This is a genomic window from Amycolatopsis solani, assembly GCF_033441515.1.
GTDB lineage: Bacteria > Actinomycetota > Actinomycetes > Mycobacteriales > Pseudonocardiaceae > Amycolatopsis > Amycolatopsis solani.
In genome coordinates, this window is sequence record NZ_JAWQJT010000002.1 from 1,204,602 (window position 1) to 1,225,543 (window position 20,942).

At 73.7% G+C, this 20,942-nt stretch carries 17 protein-coding genes; 12 read left to right on the forward strand and 5 right to left on the reverse strand.

Translation table 11 applies throughout. The annotated features are described in order from the left end of the window. Window position 1: 1 nt before the first annotated feature. Window positions 2-721: an alpha/beta fold hydrolase gene (locus tag SD460_RS26120; protein WP_438860847.1), complete on the forward strand. Its 720-nt coding sequence runs from the start codon at window positions 2-4 to the stop codon at window positions 719-721. Between the two features lie 53 nt (window positions 722-774). Here the strand turns inward: SD460_RS26120 and SD460_RS26125 are convergent, their stop codons facing one another. After that, entirely contained in the window at window positions 775-1,695 is a 921-nt protein-coding gene (locus tag SD460_RS26125; RefSeq protein ID WP_290060467.1) for an aldo/keto reductase, read from the reverse strand. A 45-nt stretch (window positions 1,696-1,740) separates the two neighbouring features. Here SD460_RS26125 and SD460_RS26130 point away from each other — a divergent pair, with 45 nt between their 5' ends. Further along, the gene (locus SD460_RS26130) at window positions 1,741-2,475 is read left to right on the forward strand and encodes an SDR family NAD(P)-dependent oxidoreductase (RefSeq protein WP_318306862.1); all 735 of its coding nucleotides are present in this window, start codon (window positions 1,741-1,743) and stop codon (window positions 2,473-2,475) included. Here SD460_RS26130 and SD460_RS26135 read toward each other — a convergent pair whose 3' ends face one another. Then, a complete protein-coding gene (locus SD460_RS26135; RefSeq protein ID WP_290060470.1) occupies window positions 2,476-3,801 on the reverse strand; it encodes an amidohydrolase in 1,326 nt (441 codons plus the stop codon). It abuts the gene before it with no gap. A gap of 23 nt (window positions 3,802-3,824) precedes the next feature. Here SD460_RS26135 and SD460_RS26140 point away from each other — a divergent pair, with 23 nt between their 5' ends. From SD460_RS26140 to SD460_RS26150, 3 genes are read left to right on the forward strand one after another with little or no spacing between them, the layout of a single operon-like run. Continuing rightward, a complete protein-coding gene (locus SD460_RS26140; RefSeq protein ID WP_290060475.1) occupies window positions 3,825-4,928 on the forward strand; it encodes a zinc-binding dehydrogenase in 1,104 nt (367 codons plus the stop codon). Window positions 4,929-4,938: 10 nt separating this feature from the next. Then, a complete protein-coding gene (locus SD460_RS26145; RefSeq protein WP_290060471.1) occupies window positions 4,939-5,886 on the forward strand; it encodes an aldo/keto reductase in 948 nt (315 codons plus the stop codon). Beyond that, entirely contained in the window at window positions 5,883-6,755 is an 873-nt protein-coding gene (locus SD460_RS26150; RefSeq protein WP_290060472.1) for an alpha/beta hydrolase, read from the forward strand. Before SD460_RS26145 ends, SD460_RS26150 begins: the two co-directional genes overlap by 4 nt. Window positions 6,756-6,759: 4 nt before the next feature. Here SD460_RS26150 and SD460_RS26155 read toward each other — a convergent pair whose 3' ends face one another. Continuing rightward, window positions 6,760-8,196 (reverse strand): GMC family oxidoreductase, encoded by a 1,437-nt coding sequence (locus tag SD460_RS26155; RefSeq protein ID WP_290060473.1) that lies wholly within the window; start codon window positions 8,194-8,196, stop codon window positions 6,760-6,762. A gap of 138 nt (window positions 8,197-8,334) precedes the next feature. Between SD460_RS26155 and SD460_RS26160 the strand changes: the two genes are divergently transcribed. The 6 genes from SD460_RS26160 to hpaD all read left to right on the forward strand — a co-directional run bounded on the left by SD460_RS26160 (window position 8,335) and on the right by hpaD (window position 15,425). Further along, window positions 8,335-9,771 (forward strand): aldehyde dehydrogenase family protein, encoded by a 1,437-nt coding sequence (locus SD460_RS26160; protein WP_318306863.1) that lies wholly within the window; start codon window positions 8,335-8,337, stop codon window positions 9,769-9,771. A 72-nt stretch (window positions 9,772-9,843) separates the two neighbouring features. Beyond that, window positions 9,844-11,265: a fumarylacetoacetate hydrolase family protein gene (locus tag SD460_RS26165; protein ID WP_290056211.1), complete on the forward strand. Its 1,422-nt coding sequence runs from the start codon at window positions 9,844-9,846 to the stop codon at window positions 11,263-11,265. Continuing rightward, complete coding sequence (locus SD460_RS26170) at window positions 11,247-11,915, forward strand: GntR family transcriptional regulator (protein ID WP_290056209.1); 669 nt, start codon at window positions 11,247-11,249, stop codon at window positions 11,913-11,915. The genes SD460_RS26165 and SD460_RS26170 overlap by 19 nt, the downstream gene beginning before the upstream one ends. Before the next feature lie 17 nt (window positions 11,916-11,932). Next, window positions 11,933-12,880: a 4-hydroxy-tetrahydrodipicolinate synthase gene (gene dapA, locus SD460_RS26175; RefSeq protein ID WP_290056207.1), complete on the forward strand. Its 948-nt coding sequence runs from the start codon at window positions 11,933-11,935 to the stop codon at window positions 12,878-12,880. Beyond that, window positions 12,877-14,385 (forward strand): 5-carboxymethyl-2-hydroxymuconate semialdehyde dehydrogenase, encoded by a 1,509-nt coding sequence (hpaE, locus tag SD460_RS26180; protein WP_290056206.1) that lies wholly within the window; start codon window positions 12,877-12,879, stop codon window positions 14,383-14,385. The genes dapA and hpaE overlap by 4 nt, the downstream gene beginning before the upstream one ends. Continuing rightward, window positions 14,382-15,425, forward strand: a complete 1,044-nt coding sequence (gene hpaD, locus SD460_RS26185; protein ID WP_290056205.1) for a 3,4-dihydroxyphenylacetate 2,3-dioxygenase — start codon at window positions 14,382-14,384, stop codon at window positions 15,423-15,425. The genes hpaE and hpaD overlap by 4 nt, the downstream gene beginning before the upstream one ends. Here the strand turns inward: hpaD and SD460_RS26190 are convergent. Further along, entirely contained in the window at window positions 15,403-17,166 is a 1,764-nt protein-coding gene (locus tag SD460_RS26190; protein ID WP_290056204.1) for a S9 family peptidase, read from the reverse strand. The genes hpaD and SD460_RS26190 overlap by 23 nt on opposite strands. A gap of 95 nt (window positions 17,167-17,261) precedes the next feature. Between SD460_RS26190 and SD460_RS26195 the strand changes: the two genes are divergently transcribed. Beyond that, entirely contained in the window at window positions 17,262-17,723 is a 462-nt protein-coding gene (locus SD460_RS26195; protein ID WP_290056203.1) for an ATP-binding protein, read from the forward strand. 213 nt (window positions 17,724-17,936) lie between these two features. On the opposite strand, the gene SD460_RS26200 is transcribed toward SD460_RS26195, so the two are convergent. Then, window positions 17,937-20,786, reverse strand: coding sequence for an ATP-binding protein (locus SD460_RS26200; RefSeq protein WP_290056202.1), 2,850 nt, complete (start codon window positions 20,784-20,786; stop codon window positions 17,937-17,939). Window positions 20,787-20,942 lie beyond the last annotated feature (156 nt).

The window sequence follows — 20,942 nt, forward strand, 5'->3', positions numbered from 1 at the left end:
CTTGACCGTCACCTCTCTCGCCGTGCGCCGGTTCGCCCCCGAAGGCCCGCCCGCCGGCCCGCCGGTGCTGCTCCTGCACGGCTTCGCCTCCGACGGGCACACCGACTGGGTCAGCACCGGCTGGCCCGCGGCGCTCGTCGCCTCCGGGCGTCCGGTGCTGGTCCCCGACCTGCCCGGCCACGGCTCCAGCCCCGCCCCCGCCGACGCGACACCGAAAGCCGTGACCGAAGAACTGGCCATCGCGGCCGGCGACGTGTCCGAAGTGGACGTCGTCGGCTACTCCCTCGGCGCGCGGCTGGCGTGGGACCTGCCCGCGCTGCTGCCCGTCCGGCGGCTGGTGCTCGGCGGGCTCAGCCCGCACGAGCCGTTCGGTGCGGTCGACGTCGAGGCGGCGCTGGCGTTCGCCGGCGGCGGGCGGCTGCCCGCGGATCCGCTGACGGCGGCGATCGCCCGGATGATCACCGCACCCGGCCGCGACCCGGTGGCGCTCGCCCGCTGCATCGAGGGCCTTCGCCGGGAGCCGTTCGCGCCCCGCGTCGGCACCATCACCGTCCCGACCCGGTTCGTCGCCGGCCGGGACGACCCGGTCAGCCAGGGCATCGAGACCCTCGTGCCGCTGGTCCCGGGCAGCGACCTCCTGCACGTCCCGGGCGACCACGGCGGCGCGCTCCGCGGCGCCCCCTTCCGCACAGCCGCCCTCACCTTCCTCGACACCCCCTGACCGCCTCGTGAGTGTTTAGTCGGGTTCTAACCCGACTAAACACTCACGACCGGTCACCAGGAGCCGTCGGGGTTGACGTCGTGGTCGAGGCGGAGGTGGGCGAGGGCCGCACGGATCTCGGCGCCGTGCTCGCGGGCCAGGAGGAGCGCACCGAGGTTGTCGGTCAGTTGCGGAAGGCGGCTGACTCCGAACAGGACGTTCGCGACCGGTTCGTAGGCGAGGCAGAAGGCGAGGGCCAGCTGGGCGGGGGTGGCGCCGAAGTCCGCCGCGATCGCCGCGACTTCGGCCGCGGCGTCCACAATGGACGACCGGATGCCGCCGACGTCCGCACCGATCTTCCGCGCCGGTGCGGAATTGCCCAGCAGGACACCGCCTTCGAAGACGTCGGAGGCCTGCAGCGCCAGGCGTCCGGCGTCGAAGTGCTTCCGGTACGGCTCGCCCTCGGCCATCGAGCGGCGGGCGATCGAGTACTTCAGCTGCGCGAACTCCGGCCCCGGGAGGCCTTCCCGGTCCGCGAACTCCAGTGCCAGGTCCAGGTCGGCCGCGAGCCAGTTGTTGACGCCCCAGCCGCCGATGCGCCCGGCCCGCACCTGCTCCGCGACCTCGGTGACGACCCGCGGGATGTCCGGGCGCTCCCGGTAGTCCCCCACCACGACGAGGTCCGCGCGGTCGGTACCGATCCGACCCAGCGAAGTCTCGAGCTGCCCGGCGAAGCCGCTGCGCGGGTAGTCCCACAGCCAGAGCTTGCCGCACAGCACGTAGTCCTCGCGGGCGATCCCGGCCGCGCGCACGGCCTCGCCGAAGAGGATGTCGGTGCGGGAGTTCTCGGCGTGCGGGCCGAAGTCGTAGTGGGCGACGTCGAACAACGTGACGCCGGCGTCGACGGCGGTCTTGAGCAGCCGGACGGCATCGCCGAAGTCCATCCGGTCCCAGGTGTTCCAGGAGCCGAGACCGAAGGCGGATCTTCCGAGCACGGGTTTTCCTTTCGCCGCAGCACATCTTTCATCTACGATTGTAGAATGAAAACACGGGTTGTGGTGGTCACGGGCGGCGCGAGCGGAATCGGCCGGGGTGTCGCGGAAGCCTTCCTCGAGGCCGGCGACCGGGTCGTCGTCGCGGACGCCGACGCGCGTGCGGCGCACGACGTCGCCTGCGAGATCGGCGCGGAGCACGTCGAACTGGACATCGCGGACCCGGCGTCGGTCGACGCGGCGGTCTCGCTCGTCGCGGACCGGTTCGGCCCGGTGGACGTGCTCGTCAACAACGCGGGACTGGCCGGAGGGGGCGGTCCGCTGACCGGCTTGCCGATCGAGGTGCTCGACCGGTGCCTGAGCGTCAACTTCCGCGGTACGTTCCTGATGACCCGCGCGTTCGGCGCCCGGATGGTCGCCGCGGGCACGCGCGGCGCGATCGTCAACGTCTCGTCGATCGGCGCCCGCCAGCCGACACCCGGCCTCGGGCACTACGAAGCGACGAAGGCGGCCGTCGACGCGCTGACCCGGTCCGCGGCGCTGGAGCTGGCGCCGCACGGGATCCGGGTCAACGCCGTCGCGCCCGGGCCGGTGCTGACGCCGATGACGGCCGGGTTCGCCGCGGACCCCGCCGCCCGCGCGGCCTGGGAGGCCCGGATCCCGCTCGGCCGCATCGCCGCCGTCGACGACGTGACCCCCGCCGTGGTGTTCCTGGCTTCGCCCGCCGCCGGGCACATCACGGGCGTGAGCCTGGCGGTGGACGGCGGCCAGCTGCTGGCCTGACTATCCCTTGTGGACGATCCGGCCGCCGGTCACGGTCAGCTCGACGGTGACCGACGGCAGGTCCGCCACCGCCACGCCCAGCGGGTCGGCCGCCAGGACACAGAAGTCGGCCGCCATCCCCGGCGCGAGGAACCCCTTCCAGGCGGCGGATCCGTCCTGCACGGCGGCTTCGGTGGTGTAGCAGCGGAGCAGCCGCGCGGTCAGTTCGGGCGTGACGCCCCGGGCGCCCAGCAGCTCCCCCGCCGCCGCGAGGTGGACGCGCCAGTCGGGTGTGACGACCGGTGCGTCACTGCTCACCGTCAGCCGCACGCCGAGGTCCAGGATTTCCCGCAGGGGCCACGCCTTCGCGGCGACGTCGTCGCCGAGTGCGGTGGCGACCATCGGCCGCATCGCGGTGGCGATCGCGGGCTGCGTGGTCAGCCCGACGCCGCGGGCGGCCATCCGGCGCAGCTGCGCCGGGGTGACGAGGTCGCCGTGCACGAGGTGGTCACCCTCGCGCAAGTGGTCCAGGGCGGCTTCGATGCTGCGTTCGCCCGTCGCGTGGACCGCGACGACCAGGCCGGCTTCGTGCGCCGAGGCGATCATCGCCGCCAGGTTGGCCGCGCGCTCGTCGTCGCCGGGACCGTCGACGAGCAGTCTTCCGTGGGAGCCGTCGGCGTAGCAGTGGTGGGTCCACGCGGTGCGCATCGGCGGGATGCCGTCGGCGAAGATCTTGACGCCGGGGACGGCCAGCCACTCCGGGTCGGCGGCCGGCACCGGCGTGGCGAGGCCGCGGGCGAAGTCCGGCAGCGAGCTGGCGCCGTCGAGGAGGCCGAACAAGCGCAACACGGTGACCCGCGCCCGCAGGCGGCCCTCGCGGTGCAGGGCCGCGTACTCGGCCAGGACTTCCGCCGAGAAGCAGCCGGTTTCGCCGGGACCGAGCCCGGGCTCGGTGTAGCTGGTGATGCCGAGCGCCGTGCAGACGTCCCCGGCCCGCAGGATCGCCGCCCGGCGGTCTTCGGCGGTGACCACCGGGGTTTCCTCGTGCGGCGCGCCGAGCAGGGGGTGCGGCCACCGGGCGCCGAGCCAGGTCGCGTGCAGGTGGGCGTCGTTGATGCCGGGCAGGACCGTGCGCCCGGCGAGGTCGAGCACCTCGGTGTCCGGTCCGATGTGGGCGGTGAGGTCGCCGCCCACCGCGGCGACGCGGCCGCCGGAGACGGCGAGGCCGCCCGCGACCGTGCCGGCCGGGCCGAAGGTGTGCACCACGCCACCGTGGACCACCAGGTCCGCCGGGTGGATCCGTTGTGCCGTCATGGTTTCCTCCCGGACCTGGACTTTTTCTTCCACGACTGTAGACTAAAAAGATGGCCCTGCCCACCCACACGGAGGCCGCCGTCCTCACCGGCCACCGCGCGCCCCTCGAACGGCGCGAACTCCCGCTCCCGGCGGAACCCGAACCCGGCGCCGCGCTCGTCCGGCTCACCTGCACGACGTTGTGCGGCACCGACGTCCACCTCTGGTCGGGGGAAATGAGCCTCCCCGGCATGCTGCCGATGGTGCTGGGTCACGAAATGGTCGGCGAAGTCGTCGCGACCGGCCCCGGCACCACCGACACCCTCGGCCGCGAGATCCAGCCCGGCGACCGCATCGGCTGGTCCGAGTCGACGTGCGGGAAGTGCCACGGCTGCACGATCCTGCGCGAACCGGTCGCCTGCGAGCGCCGCGGTTACGGTTTCCTCCAGCGCGCCGACCGGTTCCCGTACGCGACCGGCGGCCTGGCCCGCCACTGCTACGTCACGCCGGGCGCGGCGAAACTGCTGCTGCCCGACGACGTCGAGGACACCTGGGCGGCGATGTCCGGCTGCGCGGGCAAGACCGTGCTGCGCGCGGTCGCCCGCTCCGGCGGCATCCGTCCGAACGCAACGGTCGTGGTCCAGGGCGCGGGCGCGCTCGGCGTGTTCGCCACGGCGGTCGCGCGGCTCTGCGGGGCCGGGGTGGTCATCACCGTCGGCGGCCCCGCGGCCCGCTTGGCGGCGGCGGAACGGTTCGGCGCCACGGCCACCGTCGCGGTCGAGTCCACTCCGGACGAACGCGTCGAGCGGGTGCGCGAGCTGACCGGCGGCCGCGGCGCCGACCACGTCTTCGACTTCGCGGGCGGCCCGACGGTCGGCGCGGAGGCCGTCGCCTTCGCCGCCCAGCGCGGGACGGTCGCGATCGTCGGGTCGACCGGCCCGGCGCCGTCGGCCGTTCCGCTGGGCACGGTGATGGGCAAAGAACTCACCATCGCCGGCTCCCTCAACGGCGACATCGCCGACTACCACCGCTCGGTCGAGTTCTTCCGCGCCTTCGCCGGCCGGCTGCCGTGGCACGAGCTGTTCAGCGCGCCGGTCGGGCTGGCCGGCGCGTCCGCCGCCGTCGAGTCGATGTCCCGGCTCGGCGAGCTCAAAGCCGTCATCGATCCCCGGCTGCCCTAGGAGGGTTTTCGTGCGCATCCCCCACCGCCGCATCGGCCGCGACGGGCCGGCCACCGGCGTCCTGTCCCTCGGGTCCTGGCACACGTTCGACCGGATGGACTTCCGCGAGGCCGTTTCGCTGCTGCAGGCCGCCGTCGACGCCGGCATCAGCCTGTTCGACGTCGGCGTGTACGGCCTGCCCGGTGCCCCGCCGGTGTTCACCGACGTGCTGTTCTCGGCGATGGTCCGTGCCGCGGGCCTGCGGCGCGAGGACTACCTGCTCTCGGCGAAGCTCTGGCTGGAGGGCTATCCCGAACGCAGCCTGCGCGCGCAGCTGGAGAACGCTTTCTTCCGCGCGGGCGTCTCGCACGCCGATCTGGTGATCCTCGGTGACCTCCGCCGCGAGGACACCGACCTGCACGCCCTCGTCACGGATCTCGCGGCCCTCCACGCGGCCGGGCTGATCGGGCAGTGGGGCGTCAACAACTGGTCGGCTTCGGCGATCAAAGCCGTCCACGGCCTCGCCGCCGCGGACGGCGTGCCCGGCCCGGCGATCGCCCAGCTGAAGTACAGCGTGGCCCGGCGGTCCATTCCGGACGGTGATCCGTTCGCCTCGGTCTTCTCCCTCGGCGTTTCCCTGCAGTCCTCGGACGTCTTCGAGGGCGGGATCCTGCTCGGGAAGGGCGGCCGCCAGGTCGGCCGCGACCCCGGGGACGTCCGGCAGCGGATCGCGGACTCGGCCGCGGAGCTCGCGAAGGCGGCCGAGAGCGTCGGGGCGACCGCCGCCCAGCTGTGCCTGGCCTTCACGCTCACCCATCCGGCGAACGCGACGACGTTGTTCGGCGCCACCAGTGTCAAGCAGCTGGAGGACAACCTGGCGGCGGTCGCGCTCGCCGAGCGGGTCGGCGCGGCGGAGCTGCGGGCGCTGGTGGAGCCGTTCTGGGCCGACCGGGACGCCGTCGATCCGGAGGGCCCGTGATCGAGCTGTCCGCCGAGACGCTGGCCGCGGTCCGCGCGTCGCTGCGCAACCCCACGCCGGCGGAAGCGATCGGTGACCGGGACATCGTGTCCTCGGAGCACGTCCTCGACGACGGCGTCGCCGTCACGGTCCTGCGGCCCCGGCACCCGCGGCCGGACGCGCCCGGGCTGTACAGCATCCACGGCGGCGGCATGGTGCTGGACGACCGCTTCGCCGACCTCCCGCGGCTGGTGCCGCTGATCGAGGAGTTCGGGTTCGTCTGCGCGACGGTCGAGTACCGGCTCGCGCCCGAGCACCCGCACCCCGTCCCGCTCGAAGACTGCTACGCCGGTCTCGTCTGGTTCGCGGAGACGTTCGGCTTCGCGCGGCTGATCGTGGGCGGCGGCAGCGCGGGCGGCGGGCTGAGCGCGGGGGTGGCGCTGCTCGCGCGGGACCGGGGCGGGCCGGCGCTGGCCGGGCAGCTGCTGCTGTGCCCGATGCTCGACGACCGGACGTCGGCGGACCTCCCGGATCTGGTGTGGACGCGGGAGGCCAACGACTTCGGCTGGCGCAGCCTGCTGGCCGGGCAAACCTCGCCGTACGCGGCGCCCGCGCGGATGGCGGACCTCAGCGGCCTGCCGCCGGCGTTCGTCGAGGTCGGCGGGGCGGAGCTGTTCCGCGACGAAGACGTGGCGTACGCCCAGCGGCTGGCCCAGGCGGGTGTCCCGACCGAGCTGCACGTCTGGGCGGAGGCCCACCACGGCTTCGACCGCTTCGCCCCGGAGTCCGAGGTGACCCGAGCGGCACTGGCAGCGCGCTCCTCCTGGCTCCGGCGGCTCCTCGACGGCGCGGGTGGTCGTGAGTGTTTAGTCGGGTTAGAACCCGACTAAACACTCACGAGCTTGCACCGAGGATGAAGTGCGCGGCTTGTTCGCCGACCAGGACCGCCGGTGCGTTGGTGTTTCCCGTCGTCACCCGGGGCAGCACCGACGCGTCGGCGACCACCAGGCCGGTGAGCCCGTGCACCGCCAGGTGGGGGTCCACCACCGCGTCCGCGCCGGTGCCCATCCGGCAGGTGCCGACCTGGTGGTGGTACGTGATCGCGGTCCGGCGGACGTACTCGCCGACGTCGTCACCCGGTGCCGGGTACAACGGCCGCGCGCCCCACTCGTCCGCCAGCGCCGGGGCCCGGCCGACGGCGAGGCACTGCTCGACCGAGGCCACCAGGCTCTCGAAGTCCGACGGCGCCGCCAACGCCGCGAGGTCGATCAGCGGCGAGCCGTCCGGCGCCAGCCGCAGACTGCCCCGGCTCTCCGGCGACACCATCCCCGCCATCAGCGAAAACCCCGTCGGCGGCCCGGACATCCACGGTTCGTACATCGGCACGCTGAAACAGATCGGCTGGGTGTCGGGCACCGCGAGCCCGGCCCGGCTGCGCCAGAACCAGTGCACCTGCGTCACCGGCCGGCCCGGCTCCGGCACGACCTCGCGGGACGTCGAGAAGAGCACCGGGGAGAGCAGGTGATCGTGCAGGTTGCGCTCCACCCCGGGCAGGTCCGCGACGACGTCGATGCCGAGTGCCGCCAGCTCGTCCGCCGGGCCGACGCCGCTGCGCAGCAGGATCGCGGGCGAAGCCAGCGCTCCCGCGGCGAGCACGACGAGGTCGGCCGGGAGTTCCCGCGGCACCCCGTCGAGGGTGACGTCCACCCCGGTCACCCGGGATCCGGCGAACCGCAGCCGGTGCACGAGCGCTCCCGTGTGGACAGTCATCCGCGATGCCACCGGAGCGGCGTAGGCTTGCCAGGCGGTGAAGCGCCGGCCACCGCGCAAGGTGATCCGCTCGACGGACACGCCATCCAAGGTTCCGCTGTTGTAGTCCGGGTTCAGCGGCAACCCCAGGGAGTGGCACGCGTCCACTATGGACTGCTGGATCGGGTGCAGCGGCTCGTTGGGGACGACGTCGAGGAGGTCCTCCTCGATCCGCTCGAAGACCGGCCGGACGTCGGCCCACGACCAGCCGGGCAGGTCCCAGCCGTCGTAGTCGGCCGGCGCGCCGCGGACCCAGATCATCGCGTTGAGCGCGTGCGAGCCACCGAGCACGCGCCCGCGCGGCAGGTGCAGCCGCCGACCGGCCGCGTGCTCCTGCGGAACCGTGTACAGGTCCCAGTCCTCGGGCCCGTGCCACAGCTCCCCGGCCCGCGCGGGGTCGTGGATCGCCGGGTTGACGTCCGGCCCGCCCGCCTCCAGCAGCGTCACCGCCGCGCCCGCGTCGACCAGCCGCCGCGCCACCACCGAACCGGCCGAGCCGGCGCCCACCACGATCACGTCCATGCGCCCCAGCCTGGCGCGCGTCCCGGACGGCCCGCGGCATCCCTTCGCGGTCGGTCAACGGGCGTGCGGGAGCGGACAAGACCCGCGGCGCCCGCCCGCCCGATACTCGGCTCACCCCAGGCCGAGGAGGACAACGGGATGGCGACACGCCTCTGCATCGACGGACAGTGGACCGAGGCCGGCGGTGGCGCGCTCCCGACCCGCGACCCCGCCACCGGCCGGATCATCGAAGAGGTCGGCACGGCCTCGCGCGCGGACGTCGACGCCGCCGTCGCGGCCGCCCGGCGCGCGCTGACCGCGCCCGAGTGGGCCGGGCTGCTGCCGGTCCAGCGGGCCGCGTTGCTGTTCCGGCTGGCCGACCTCGTCGAGCAGCACCACGAAGAGCTGGCCCGCCTGGAAACGCTCGACCAGGGCCAGCCGATCGGGGTGTCCCGGCAGGTGAGCGCGACCGGCACGGCGGAGCACTTCCGCTACTTCGCGGGCTGGGTGACGAAGCTGCAGGGCACCACGAACCCGGTGTCCTTCCCGGACACCCTGCACTACACCCGCCGCGAGCCGGTCGGGGTGAACGCGCTGATCACGCCGTGGAACTTCCCGCTGATGATCCTCGCCTGGAAACTCGCCCCGGCGCTGGCGACCGGCAACACGGTGGTGATCAAGCCGAGCGAGGTGACGCCGCTGACCAGCATCCGGCTGGTCGAACTGGTCCACGAAGCCGGGATCCCGGCCGGCGTGGTCAACCTCGTCACCGGGGACGGCGCCGTCGGCGCCCTGCTCACCGAGCACCCGGACGTGGACCACGTCTCCTACACCGGGTCCACCGCCGTCGGGAAGCTGATCACCGCGGCGAGCGCGGCGTCCAACCTCAAGCGGCTCACCCTCGAACTCGGCGGGAAGGCCCCGAGCATCATCGCGGCCGACGCCGACATCGACGCCGCCGTCGCGGGCAACCTCGCCGGGGCGACGCTCAACACCGGCCAGGTCTGCGCCGCCTACACGCGCTTCTACGTCGATCGCCAGCGCGAGCAGGAGTTCGTCGAGAAAATGGCGCGCGGCCTCGAAGGCCTCCGGCTTGGGCCGGGCACCGAAGAGAGCACGCAACTCGGCCCGCTGGTGTCGGCGAAGCACCGCGAACACGTCGACTTCCTGGTGAGCACCGGCCGCGAGCAGGGCGCCGACCTGATCACCGGCGGGAGCCCGGTCGAGGGCGACGGCTACTTCTACACCCCGACGCTGTTCGCCGGCGTCCGCGACGACATGGCGATCATGCGCGAGGAGATCTTCGGCCCGGTGCTGGCCGTGACCGCCTACGACGACGGCGACGAGCCGCTCGCCCGCGCCAACGACACCGAGTACGGCCTGGCCGCCACGGTGTGGACCCGCGACCTGCGCACGGCCCAGCGCTACGCCGACGGCATCCGGGCCGGCGCGGTCTTCGTCAACATGCCGCCGATCCCGGACATGGCGGCGCCGTGGGGCGGCTACAAGGCGTCCGGCTGGGGCCGCGAAATGGGCCCGTGGGCACTCGACGCCTACACCGAGACGAAGTCCGTCTGGCTCCACTACGGCGGGTGAAAGGGGTTTCCCCGCGCCCCAGATCGTATATTATTTTAGATACCTTCTCCGAACCGGCAGGCAGGACGACGGATGACGACTCTTCCGCAGCGGCCCGGCAAGATCATCGCGCTGCACCTCAACTACCGCTCCCGCGCCGCCCAGCGCGGCCGGGTGCCGGCACAGCCGTCGTACTTCCTCAAGCCGCCGACGTCCGTGGCGGCGAGCGGAGCCGCGCTCGAACGCCCGGCGGGTACCGAGCTGCTGGGCTTCGAAGGCGAGATCGCGCTGGTCATCGGCCGCACCGCCCGCCGCGTCACCCCCGAAGAAGGCTGGTCGTACGTCGAAGGCGTCACCGCGGCCAACGACTTCGGCGTCTACGACCTCCGCTACGCCGACAAGGGCAGCAACCTGCGCTCGAAGGGCGGCGACGGCTTCACCCCGCTCGGTCCCGCGGTACTGCCCGCCGCCGACCTCGACCCGGCCTCGCTGCGGCTGCGGACCTGGCTCAACGGCGAACTGGTCCAGCAGGACTCCACCGGCGACCTCCTCTTCGGCTTCGGCAGGCTGGTCGCCGACCTCTCGCAGCTGATCACCCTCGAACCCGGCGACGTCGTCCTGACCGGCACGCCCGCGGGTGCGTCGGTCGTCATCCCCGGCGACGTCGTCGAGGTCGAGGTCGACACGCCCGGGCACAGCACCGGACGGCTCGTCACGCCGATCACGGCGGGGACCGTCCCCTTCGGACCGTTCGGCGCGCTCCCCCGCGTGGACGAGCAGCAGCGGGCGGACGCGTACGGGACCGCCGAGCCGGGCTTCGAGCTGACGCCGGAACTGCGCGCGAAGCTCGAATCCGTCGGCACCGCAACGCTTTCCGCCCAGCTGCGCAAGCGCGGCTACAACGCCGTGTCGATCGACGGGCTGACGTCGACCCGCCCGGGCGCCCGGCTGACCGGCCGCGCGCGGACCCTGCGGTACCTGCCCTACCGCGAAGACCTGTTCAAAGCCCACGGCGGCGGGTACAACGCGCAGAAGCGCGCGATCGACGCGCTCGGCCCCGGCGACGTCCTCGTCGTGGAGGCCCGCGGCGAACGCGGCACCGGCACCGTCGGCGACATCCTCGCGCTGCGGGCCCAGGTGCGCGGCGCCGCCGGGATCGTCACCGACGGCGGGGTCCGCGACCTCGCCGCGGTGTCCGCTTTGGACATTCCCACCTACCACGCCGGACCGCACCCCGCGGTGCTCGGCCGGCGGCACGTGCCGTGGGACGTCGACGTGGCGATCGCCTGCGGCGGCGCGGCCGTCTGCCCCGGCGATGTGATCGCGGGCGACGGCGACGGTGTCCTGGTCATCCCGCCGGACCTGGTCGAGGAGGTCGTCGACGCGGCCATCGAGCAGGAGCTGCAGGAGACGTTCATCGCCGAGCAGGTCGCCGCGGGCGAGCGCGTCGAAGGCCTCTACCCGATGGACGAGCACTGGCGCGGGAGGTACGCCGCATGGCTCGCGAAACGGTGAACGGCACCGCGATGAGCAAGTCGCGGATCGCCTACGAGTGGATCAAGGCGAGGATCGCCGACGGCACCTTCTCCCCCGGCTACCGCCTGGTCCTCGGCCAGCTCGCCCAGGAGCTCGGCGTCAGCGTCGTCCCGATCCGCGAAGCGATCCGCCTGCTGGAGGCCGAAGGCCTGGTCACCTTCGAGCGCAACGTCGGCGCCCAGGTCGCGATGGTCGACGAAAGCGAGTACCAGCACACGATGCAGACCCTCGCGCTCGTCGAGGGCTACGCCGCCGCGCTCGCCGCACCCGTTCTCCCGCCCGGCGCGCTGGCCGAGGCCCGGGCGCTGAACGCCGAGCTGGCGGACTGCCTCGGGCACTTCGAACCGGCCCGGTTCACCGGCCTCAACCGCGACTTCCACACCGTGCTCTTCGGCGCCTGCCCCAACCCGCAGGTGCTCGACCTGGTCCGGCGGGGCTGGGACCGGCTCAGCGGCCTGCGCACCTCGACGTTCAGCTTCGTGCCCGGCCGGGCCCGCGAATCGGTCGCCGAGCACGAAACCATCCTCGGCCTGATCGAGCGCGGCGCCCCCGCCGCCGACGTCGAGCAGGCCGTCCGCGCCCACCGGCTGGCCACCCTGGACGCGTTCCTCGCCCACCGCCGCCACTGACGCAGGAAGGACCACCCATGCGATTCCGCTCCGACCCCCAGGCCATCCGCGGGTCGATCGCGCCGCTGATGACGCCGTTCACCGCCGAAGGGGCCGTCGACCACGGCGGCCTCGAGAACCTCGTGCGCTGGCAGCTCGCCTCGGGCTCGCACGGCATCTCGATCGGCGGCTCGACCGGCGAGCCCGGTTCGCAGACCGTTGCCGAGCGCGCCGAGGCGATCCGCACGGTGGCCGCCGCGGTGGACGACCGCGTGCCGTTCGTCCCGGGCACCGGGTCGGCGAAGCTCGACGAAACCCTGGAGCTGACGGGGCTCGCCCGGGACGCCGGGATCGACGCCGCCCTGGTCATCACGCCGTACTACGCCCGGCCGACGCAGGACGCGCTGTTCGTCTGGTACCGCACGGTCTGCCGGGAGTTCCCGGACCTGCCGATCGTCGCCTACAACGTGCCGAGCCGCACCGCGGTCGACCTCGCGCCGGAGACGGTCGCGCGGCTGTTCCGGTCGTGCGAGAACTTCGTCGGGATCAAGGAGACGACGAAGGACTTCGAGCACTTCTCCCGCGTGCTGCACCTGTGCGGGCGGAGCCTGCTGGTGTGGTCCGGGATCGAGCTGCTCTGCCTGCCGCTGCTGGCCCTCGGCGGCGCGGGCTTCGTCAGCGCCACGGCCAACATCGCCCCGGCCGCGTGCGCGGAGATGTACACCGCCTGGCAGTCGGGCGACCACGAGCGGGCGCGGGAGCTCCACTACGGCCTGCACCCGCTGGTCGACCTGCTGTTCGTCGAAACCAACCCGGCGCCCGGGAAGTGGGTGCTCGAGCACCGCGGGCTGATCGCGTCCGGGCACGTGCGGCCGCCGCTGATCACGCCGACCGAGGCCGGGATCGCCCGGATCAAGGACTTCATGGCCGAAGGCGCTCCGTACCTCAGCCCGGCCGAAGGTTTCACTGTGGAGGGGAAGGCATGACCCACTACGTCCCGGCAGGACTGCCGGGCGAACTCAAGCACTACATCGGCGGCGAGCTCGTCGACAGCGTGTCGGGCAAGACGTTCGACGTGCTCGACCCGGTGTCGAACACCCCGTACGCGACCGCCGCGGCGGGCCAGGCCGAAGACGTCGGCCGCGCGGTCGCCGCGGCGCGGACGGCGTTCACCGAAGGCCCGTGGCCGCGCATGCTGCCCCGGGCGCGGGCCCGGGTGCTGAACAAGATCGCCGACGCCGTCGAAGCGCAGGACAACCGGCTGGCCGAGCTGGAGACGTTCGACACCGGCCTGCCGATCACCCAGGCGCTCGGGCAGGCGCAGCGCGCGGCCGAGAACTTCCGGTTCTTCGCCGACCTCGTCGTCGCCCAGGCCGACGACACCTACCAGGTGCCCGGGCGGCAGGTGAACTACGTGCACCGCAAGCCGGTCGGGGTGGCCGGGCTGATCACGCCGTGGAACACGCCGTTCATGCTGGAGAGCTGGAAGCTCGCGCCGGCACTGGCTTCGGGCTGCACGGTGGTGCTCAAGCCGGCCGAGTTCACGCCGCTTTCGGCGAGCCTGTGGGCGGCGATCTTCGCCGACGCCGGGCTGCCGTCCGGGGTCTTCAACCTGGTCAACGGCTTCGGCGAGGAGGCGGGCGACGCGCTGGTGAAGCACAGGGACGTCCCGCTGATCTCGTTCACCGGCGAGACCACCACCGGGCAGACGATCTACCGCAACTGCGCGGCCGGGCTCAAGGGCATGTCGATGGAGCTCGGCGGCAAGTCCCCGGCCATCGTTTTCGCCGACGCCGACCTGGACGCCGCCCTCGACTCGACGCTCTTCGGCGTGTTCTCCCTCAACGGCGAACGCTGCACCGCGGGCAGCCGGATCCTCGTGCAGCGCCCGATCTACGAGGAGTTCTGCACCCGGTACGCCGAGCGGGCGCGCACCATCGTCGTGGGTGATCCGCACGATCCGGCCACGGAAGTCGGCGCGCTGGTGCACCCCGAGCACTACGCCAAGGTGATGAGCTACGTCGAACTGGGCAAGTCCGAAGGCCGGCTGCTCGCCGGTGGCGGGCGTCCGTCCGGCTTGGACAGCGGCAACTACGTGGCGCCGACGGTGTTCGCGGACGTGCCTTCGACCGCGCGGATCTTCCAGGAGGAGATCTTCGGGCCGGTGGTCGCGCTGACGCCGTTCGACACCGAAGCCGAAGCACTGGCGCTGGCCAACGACGTCAAGTACGGGCTGGCCGCCTACCTCTGGACGTCGGACCTGCGGCGGGCGCACACCTTCGCGCAGTCGGTCGAGGCCGGGATGGTCTGGCTGAACTCGCACAACGTCCGCGACCTGCGGACGCCGTTCGGCGGGGTCAAGGCGTCCGGCCTCGGCCACGAAGGCGGCTACCGCTCGCTCGACTTCTACACCCACCAGCAGGCGATCCACGTCTCGCTCGGGCCGGTGCACACCGCCCGCTTCGGGACCGGCCGGAAGGGACAGTCATGACCGCCACCCCGCCGGACGTCATCCGCTGCGCGTACGCCGAGCTCGTCGTCACCGACCTGGCGGCGTCCCGGGCGTTCTACGTCGACGTGCTCGGGCTCGTCGTCACCCACGAAGACGCCTCCGCCCTGTACCTCCGCGCTTTCGAGGAGTACCTGCACCATTCACTGGTGCTGCGCAAGGGGTCCACGGCCGCGCTGGGCGTGCTGGCCTACCGGGTGCGCACGCCCGGCGACCTCGACCTCGCCGAGGCGTACTACCGCGAGCTCGGCGTCCGGGTGGAACGTCGTCCGGCGGGAGCCACGCGCGGGATCGGCGAGGCGGTGCGGGTGACCGACCCGCTCGGGTTCCCGGTGGAGTTCTTCCACGACGCCGAGCACGTCGAGCGGTTCACGCAGCGCTACGACGTCCACGGCGCCGGAGCCCTGTCCCGATTGGACCACTTCAACCTGGACACCCCGGACGTCCCGGCGGCCCGGAAGTACTACGAGGGCCTGGGTTTCCGCGTGTCGGAGGACATCCAGGACGACGAGGGCACGGTGTACGCGGCCTGGATGTTCCGCAAGCCGACGGTCCACGACGTCGCCCTGACCGGCGGCGACGGCCCTCGCCTGCACCACATCGCGTTCGCCTCGCACGAGCGGCACCAGATCCTGCACATCTGCGACCACCTGGGTGCCCTGCGGAAGTCCGGCATGATCGAGCGCGGCCCGGGCCGCCACGGCGTGTCGAACGCGTTCTACCTCTACGTCCGCGATCCCGACGGGCACCGCGTCGAGATCTACACCCACGACTACTACACCGGCGACCCCGACAACCCGGTGATCACCTGGGACGTCCACGACAACCAGCGCCGCGACTGGTGGGGCAACCCGGTGGTGCCGAGCTGGTACACCGACGCGTCGGTGGTGCTGGACCTCGACGGCGCGGTCCAGCCGGTCGTCGCCCGGTCCGAGCCGCGCGAAGCCGACGTCACCATCGGCGCGGACGGGTTCTCGTTCAGCACCGGGGAGGCGGAGTTCAAGCTGGGCGAGCAGGTGTGAGCCACCGGGAGAACCACTCGCGCGAGCGGTCCAGGACGTCGATCTGGTGGTCGCGTTCGCGGATCGAGTGGTTCTCCCGCGGGTAGACGACGAACTCGTGCTCGCGGTCGCCGAGCGCGTCGTGCAGGAGCTCGGCCTGCGAGAGCGGGACGTTGGTGTCGCACTCGCCGTGCAGGATGAGCACGGGCGTCCGGATCCGGTCGGCGAAGGTGATCGGGCTCTGCTGCTTCCCGCCCAGCGCGGCTTCGAACCGGGTGTGCTCCCCGGTGGCGGCGAGCAACGGCCAGTCGATGACCCCGGCCCCGACGACGGCGGCCTTGAAGCGATCGGTGTGCGCGACGGCCCAGGCGGCGAAGAAACCCCCGTGGCTCCAGCCCCCGATCCCGAGCCGGTCCTCGTCGGCGACGCCTTCGGCGACGAGGAGGTCGATCCCGGTGAGGACGTCGGTGAATTCCGCGCCTCCGACGTCTCCGGCGACGCTGAGCGCGAAGGCGTGGCCGTGGCCGAGGCCGCCGCGGGCGTTCGGGTGGAACACCGCGAACCCGGCGGCCGCGAGCCATTGCGCGCAGGGGTACCAGCCGAGGTGGAAGCGGTCGGCGTAGCGGTCGTACGGGCCGCCGTGGACGAGGGTGACCAGCGGGAACGGGCCGTCCGCCCGGGTGGTGCCGGGCGGGAGGACGAGCAGCCCGTCGAGCTCGGTGCCGTCTTCCGCCCGGTACGCGAGGCGTTCCTGACCGGCCCAGCGGATTCCCCCGGGGCCGGCCTGGGTGATCCGGCGGCGGGCCCGGACTTCTTCGGGTTCGCTGCCGACGCTCGCGACGACGGCGTAGGTGCCCTCGTCGCTGACGGTGAGCCCGCTCAGGGCGCCCCGGGCGCGCTCGACGTCGGCGAAGGTTCCGGTGGCGGGATCGAGCCGGCGGATGACGGTGTCCAGGCCGTCGGCGAACACCGCGAGCGGGCCGGCGGCCTGGGCGAATTCGACCGGGCAGGAGGTGAAGCCTTCCGTGAGGTTGCGGTGGCCGGGGACGGCGAAGACGGCGTTGCCGCCGATGAGGCCGGGCGGGGTGAGGCCGAGGTAGCCGAGCTGCCAGGCGGTTTCGTGGCGCCACCAGACGAGGTCGGCGGCTTCGATGGCGGGGGTGCCGAGGTCTTCGGTACTCCCGGTGGCGACGTCGACGAGATGGAGCCCGGGCTCGAAGAGTCCCGGATCCCGGTCGGCCGTCGCCCAGGTGAGGACGGCGAGTGCCTGCCCGTCGGGCCGCGGGGCGACTTCCCGCACGTGGCGGTCGCCGAGGTCACCGGCCGGGCGGACCTCGCGAGTGGGGAGGTCGAGCAGCCACAAGCGGTCGGGACCGGCCTCCGCGGCTGGGGCGATCAGGGCCACCTCGGTGCCGTCCGGCAGGGGCGCGAAGGCCGTCACGCCGCCGGGCAGGTCCGTCAAGCGCTCGGCCGCGCCTCCGGTGAGGTCGAGCCGGTGCAGCTGCGCGTCCGACAACAGGAACACCGACCCCGAGTCGGGAGCCCACCTCGGGCTCGAGTCGTCCGCGGTGCCCGGGGTCACCCGGCGGGGTGGCTCGCTGCCGTCGGCCCGCGCCAGCCACAGGGTGCTCGACCGGCGGCGGCCCACCCTCCCCACCGGGGACGTCACGTAGGCCACCCAGCGGCCGTCCGGGGAGATGCGGGGCTCGGTGGGGACTTCGCGGTCGACCACCTTCTGTGCGGTCAGCTCACCTTCGGTCACCGGTTCCAGTCTGCCCGGGTTCCCCCGACCCATCCACCCGGCCGGCGGCGCCGAACCCCTGCGGAGGGGTGGACCGGCAGAGAGGGTGGGTGCGCATGGCCGGCGGGGAGACGGCGGGCTCGGAGGACCTCGGGCCACTGCCACCGGAGTGGGCGCAGGTGGTGGACTGGCTCAGCCTGCGGGTGGCCGCGTCCGCGGAACTGACGCTCGACCTCAGCACCCGCCCGCTGCTGCGCCGGGTCCGCTCGATCGTCGCGGACTGCCTCGGCTTCGGCTTGCCGCAGGACGAACTGCTCGGGGCACTGCTCCTGGTGGTCGACGAACTCGTCGGCAACGCCTACCGCCACACCGGGCAGCCGGCCCGCCTGCGCATCACCCGCGAACGGCGTGGCCTGCTGGTCGAGGTGTCCGACGGGGATCCGTCGATCGAGCGGGTGGCCGCGGGGAACGGGCACGGGCTGCGGTTGATCGACCAGCTTTCGCAGGGTTGGGGCGTCCGCGCCACCGCGCCGGGGAAGGTCGTCTGGGCCCTGGTGCCCGTCCACCTCTTCCCCTGACCCCGCCGGCTGCGGCCGCTCGACCAGCACTCCCCCGGCTGGGCGTGCGCGCCGCCGCGCCCGGAAGGCCGTCTGGTCGGCCACCTGTGCGCCTGGCCCCGCCGGCCGCTCACCCCGCCGCACCCGCACGAGCTCGCCCCGCGAGCGCACCTTCAGCTTGCGCAGCACGTTGGCGACGTGCTGCTCGACCTCCGGCCTGGCCCCGCCGCCGGCTCACCCCGTCCGCACCCGCACGAGCTCACCCCGCGAACGCACCTTCAACTTGCGCAGCACGTTGGCCACGTGCTGCTCGACCGTGCGCCGGGACAGGAACAACACTTCCGCGATCTCCCGGTTCGTGTGCCCGTCGGTCAGCAGGCGGGCCACGTCGCGCTCGCGCGGGGACAGTTCGTCGCCGTAGCCGCGGCGGCCGCGGCGGGAGGGGGCCGTCGCGCCCGTCGAGCGGAACGTGTGGCGGCAGCGGGCCGCGTCGCGGGTGGCGCCCAGTGCGGCGAACGTGTCGGCGAGGCCGCCGAACTCGCTCGCCGCGGCCGCGTCGCCCGCCTCGAAGCGGCACCTCGCGCGGCGTTCCGCCGCCAGGGCCGCCGGGTAGGGCGCCGAGAGGCGCTCGTAACGGGCGTGGGCCTCGTCGAACGCCTCGATCGCGCTCGCCACGTCGCCGTCGTGGGCCGCGACGATGCCGCGGCCCTCGGTGAGGACCGCGCGGGCCAGCGGGGCCGCCAGGTCGCGGGTTTCGCGGTCGAGCTCGGCGAGCACGTCGCGGGCCTCGTCCGCGCGCCCGGTCCGGCAGAACGCCACCACGGCCGCCGGGATCAGGTCGCCCGACCACGCCCAGACGCCCTTGGTGCGCACCAGGTCCAGGCCGCGCGCGGCTTCGGCGGCCGCCGCGTCGGCGGTGTCCTGGGCCAGCAGCATCCCGGCGATCCCGCCGTGCGCGGCGACCACCACCGGGGTGAACGCGTTCTCCGGCCGCTCGACCCCGGTCGCCGCGAAGCACTCGGCCGCCCGGTCCCACGCGCCGCGGGCGCTCGCGAGCAGGCCCAGCACCAGCGACAGCTCGCTGCTCACCGGCAGCAGGTCGCGGTACTCCGCCAGCAGCGCCCGCGCGCGGTCGTCGAGGCCGGCCCACGCGCCGCTCAGCCAGTCGATGTGGACGCCGGTGGTCCGGGCCGTGCTGACGACGTACGGTGTCCCGGCGTCGGCCGCGAGCTGCATCCCGCGTTCCAGCAGGCCGCGACCCCGGCGGTGGTGCCCGGTCCACGCGCCCGCGTCGGCGGCGTTGCAGTACAGCCGCGCCAGCTGGCGCTGTTCCTCGGCCGACGCGGCGCTCACCGGGGCCGCGTCGAGCGCCGCCCACGCGCGCGGGTCGCCGATGTGCAGGCGGGACGGGATGTTGTTGGCCATCAGCGTCAGCCGCAGCCGCGTGTCTTCGGCGGTGGCGATGAGCCCGTCGACCCGGTCGAGCCAGGGCAGGTGCGCGCGCAACGGCGTCGCGCCGATCCACGGCTGCGCGAGCACCGCCATCGCCCGCCCGGCGAGGTCCGGCCGGTGCCCGAGGCCCGGCAGCGCCACCTCGATCTCGGCGCGCGCCGCCTCCAGGCCACCCGCCTGGCGGGCCAGCAGCAGCCCGAGGCTGAGCCGGATCTCCGCCGACAGCCGCCCGGAGAGCCGGTCGCCGGACAGCAGCCCTTCCAGCGTGGCCACGACTTCCGCCTGCGAGACGCCGTTCGCGGCCACCGAGGCCAGCTTCGCCGCCAGTCTGTCCACATCGGACGGATCGAGGTCCGGCGCGGCCAGCAACCCGCGCAGCAGCCCGATGGCGGTCGCCGGGTCGCCCGCGTCGATCGCGCGGTCGGCCGCGGCTTCGCCGTAGCGGACCGCGTCGGCCGCGTTCCCCGCCTTCCGGCTGTGCTCGGCCAGCCGCAGCCAGGGCTCCGGGCGCCGTCCGGCCAGCGCGCGGGCGGCCCGCCGGTGCAGTTCCTGCCGCACCGGCCCGGGCACCGTGCCGTACGCCGCTCGCCGGGCGAGGTCGTGCCGGAAGCCGTAGCGGCACTCGGCGGCCTCGACCAGCACCGCCCGCTCGAGGGCCAAGACGAGCGCGTACCGGCCGCGAGCCGGACCCAGTCCCGCGACCGCGGCGAGGAGTTCGACCGGCGCGGGCTCGGCGAGCACCGCGGCGGCTTCGGCGATCCGCCGCGCCACGAGCGGCAGCGACCCGAGCCGCTCGACGGTGGCTTCGCGCACCAGCGCGGGCACTTCGACGGTGTCCAGCACCCCGCCGGTGACCGGGCCCGGCAGCGCGTGCACGACTTCCTCGACGACGAACGGGATCCCGGCCGTGCGTTCGTGCAGCCGGGCCGCGAACGCGCCGGACAAACCGGGGTCGCCGAGCAGGGCCGCGGCCAGCTGCCGGACGCCGTCGGGGCCGAGGGGGCCGAGCCGGACCAGCGTGGTCGAACTGCCCGGCGCCGGCCGGTGCGCGCGGCCCAGCGGGATCCCGCCCGGCACGTCTTCGGGCCGGTAGCTGACCAGCAGGACGGTCCCCGGCGGCAAGTCCCCCATCAGGAACCGCAGCAGCCGCCGCGAACCGTCGTCGGCCCAGTGGAGGTCCTCGATCACCAGCACCAGCGGGCCCAGCAGGTCGAGCAGCTCGCGGACCGCGCGGAAGAACCGGTGCGTCTCGGCGCGGCGGTCCCCCAGCCGGTCCGGCGCGGCGGGCAGCAGCGGGGCCAGTTCCGGGAGGTGGCGGCCGAGGACGCCGATGAGCGGGCCCGGCGCCGGAGCCGACGGCAGGTACTTCCCCGCGTCCCGCAGCGCTTCGACGACCACGCCGTACGGGAAAGGCTCCCGCTGCGGACGGCACCGGCCGGCCAGCACCCGGAACCCGGCGAGCGCGGGCCGGGCCAGGAGCTCGGCGGCCAGCCGGGTCTTGCCCACGCCCGCCTCGCCCTCGAGCACGAGGACCGCGGGCGGGCTCAGCGCGGCGGACACCAGCGCGGCCAGCTCGGCCGTCCGCCCGATCAGGACCGGCGAGCCGGTCCTGGCCACGATCCCGTTCGTCATCGCCCGCCCCCCTGAAAAGCGGCATCGCGTACCGAACCACCCTGTCCGGTGCTCGGAGCTTAGGTCCGCCGTTCGGGCGAGCGGAACCCGCGCGACCGGGCACGGAACTTTCGTAGGGGAACCGCGAAAGGCATTAGTTACGTAGGCCTACGGGGC

What these genes read in the sequence shown, in the direction of transcription:
- SD460_RS26130 (WP_318306862.1), top strand. Translation starts at nt 1,741, where the DNA reads ATGAAAACACGGGTTGTGGTGGTCACGGGCGGCGCGAGCGGAATCGGC.
- SD460_RS26155 (WP_290060473.1), bottom strand. Translation starts at nt 8,196, where the DNA reads ATGGACGTGATCGTGGTGGGCGCCGGCTCGGCCGGTTCGGTGGTGGCG.
- SD460_RS26160 (WP_318306863.1), top strand. Translation starts at nt 8,335, where the DNA reads ATGGCGACACGCCTCTGCATCGACGGACAGTGGACCGAGGCCGGCGGT.
- SD460_RS26165 (WP_290056211.1), top strand. Translation starts at nt 9,844, where the DNA reads ATGACGACTCTTCCGCAGCGGCCCGGCAAGATCATCGCGCTGCACCTC.
- SD460_RS26170 (WP_290056209.1), top strand. Translation starts at nt 11,247, where the DNA reads ATGGCTCGCGAAACGGTGAACGGCACCGCGATGAGCAAGTCGCGGATC.
- dapA (WP_290056207.1), top strand. Translation starts at nt 11,933, where the DNA reads ATGCGATTCCGCTCCGACCCCCAGGCCATCCGCGGGTCGATCGCGCCG.
- hpaE (WP_290056206.1), top strand. Translation starts at nt 12,877, where the DNA reads ATGACCCACTACGTCCCGGCAGGACTGCCGGGCGAACTCAAGCACTAC.
- hpaD (WP_290056205.1), top strand. Translation starts at nt 14,382, where the DNA reads ATGACCGCCACCCCGCCGGACGTCATCCGCTGCGCGTACGCCGAGCTC.
- SD460_RS26195 (WP_290056203.1), top strand. Translation starts at nt 17,262, where the DNA reads ATGGCCGGCGGGGAGACGGCGGGCTCGGAGGACCTCGGGCCACTGCCA.
- SD460_RS26200 (WP_290056202.1), bottom strand. Translation starts at nt 20,786, where the DNA reads ATGACGAACGGGATCGTGGCCAGGACCGGCTCGCCGGTCCTGATCGGG.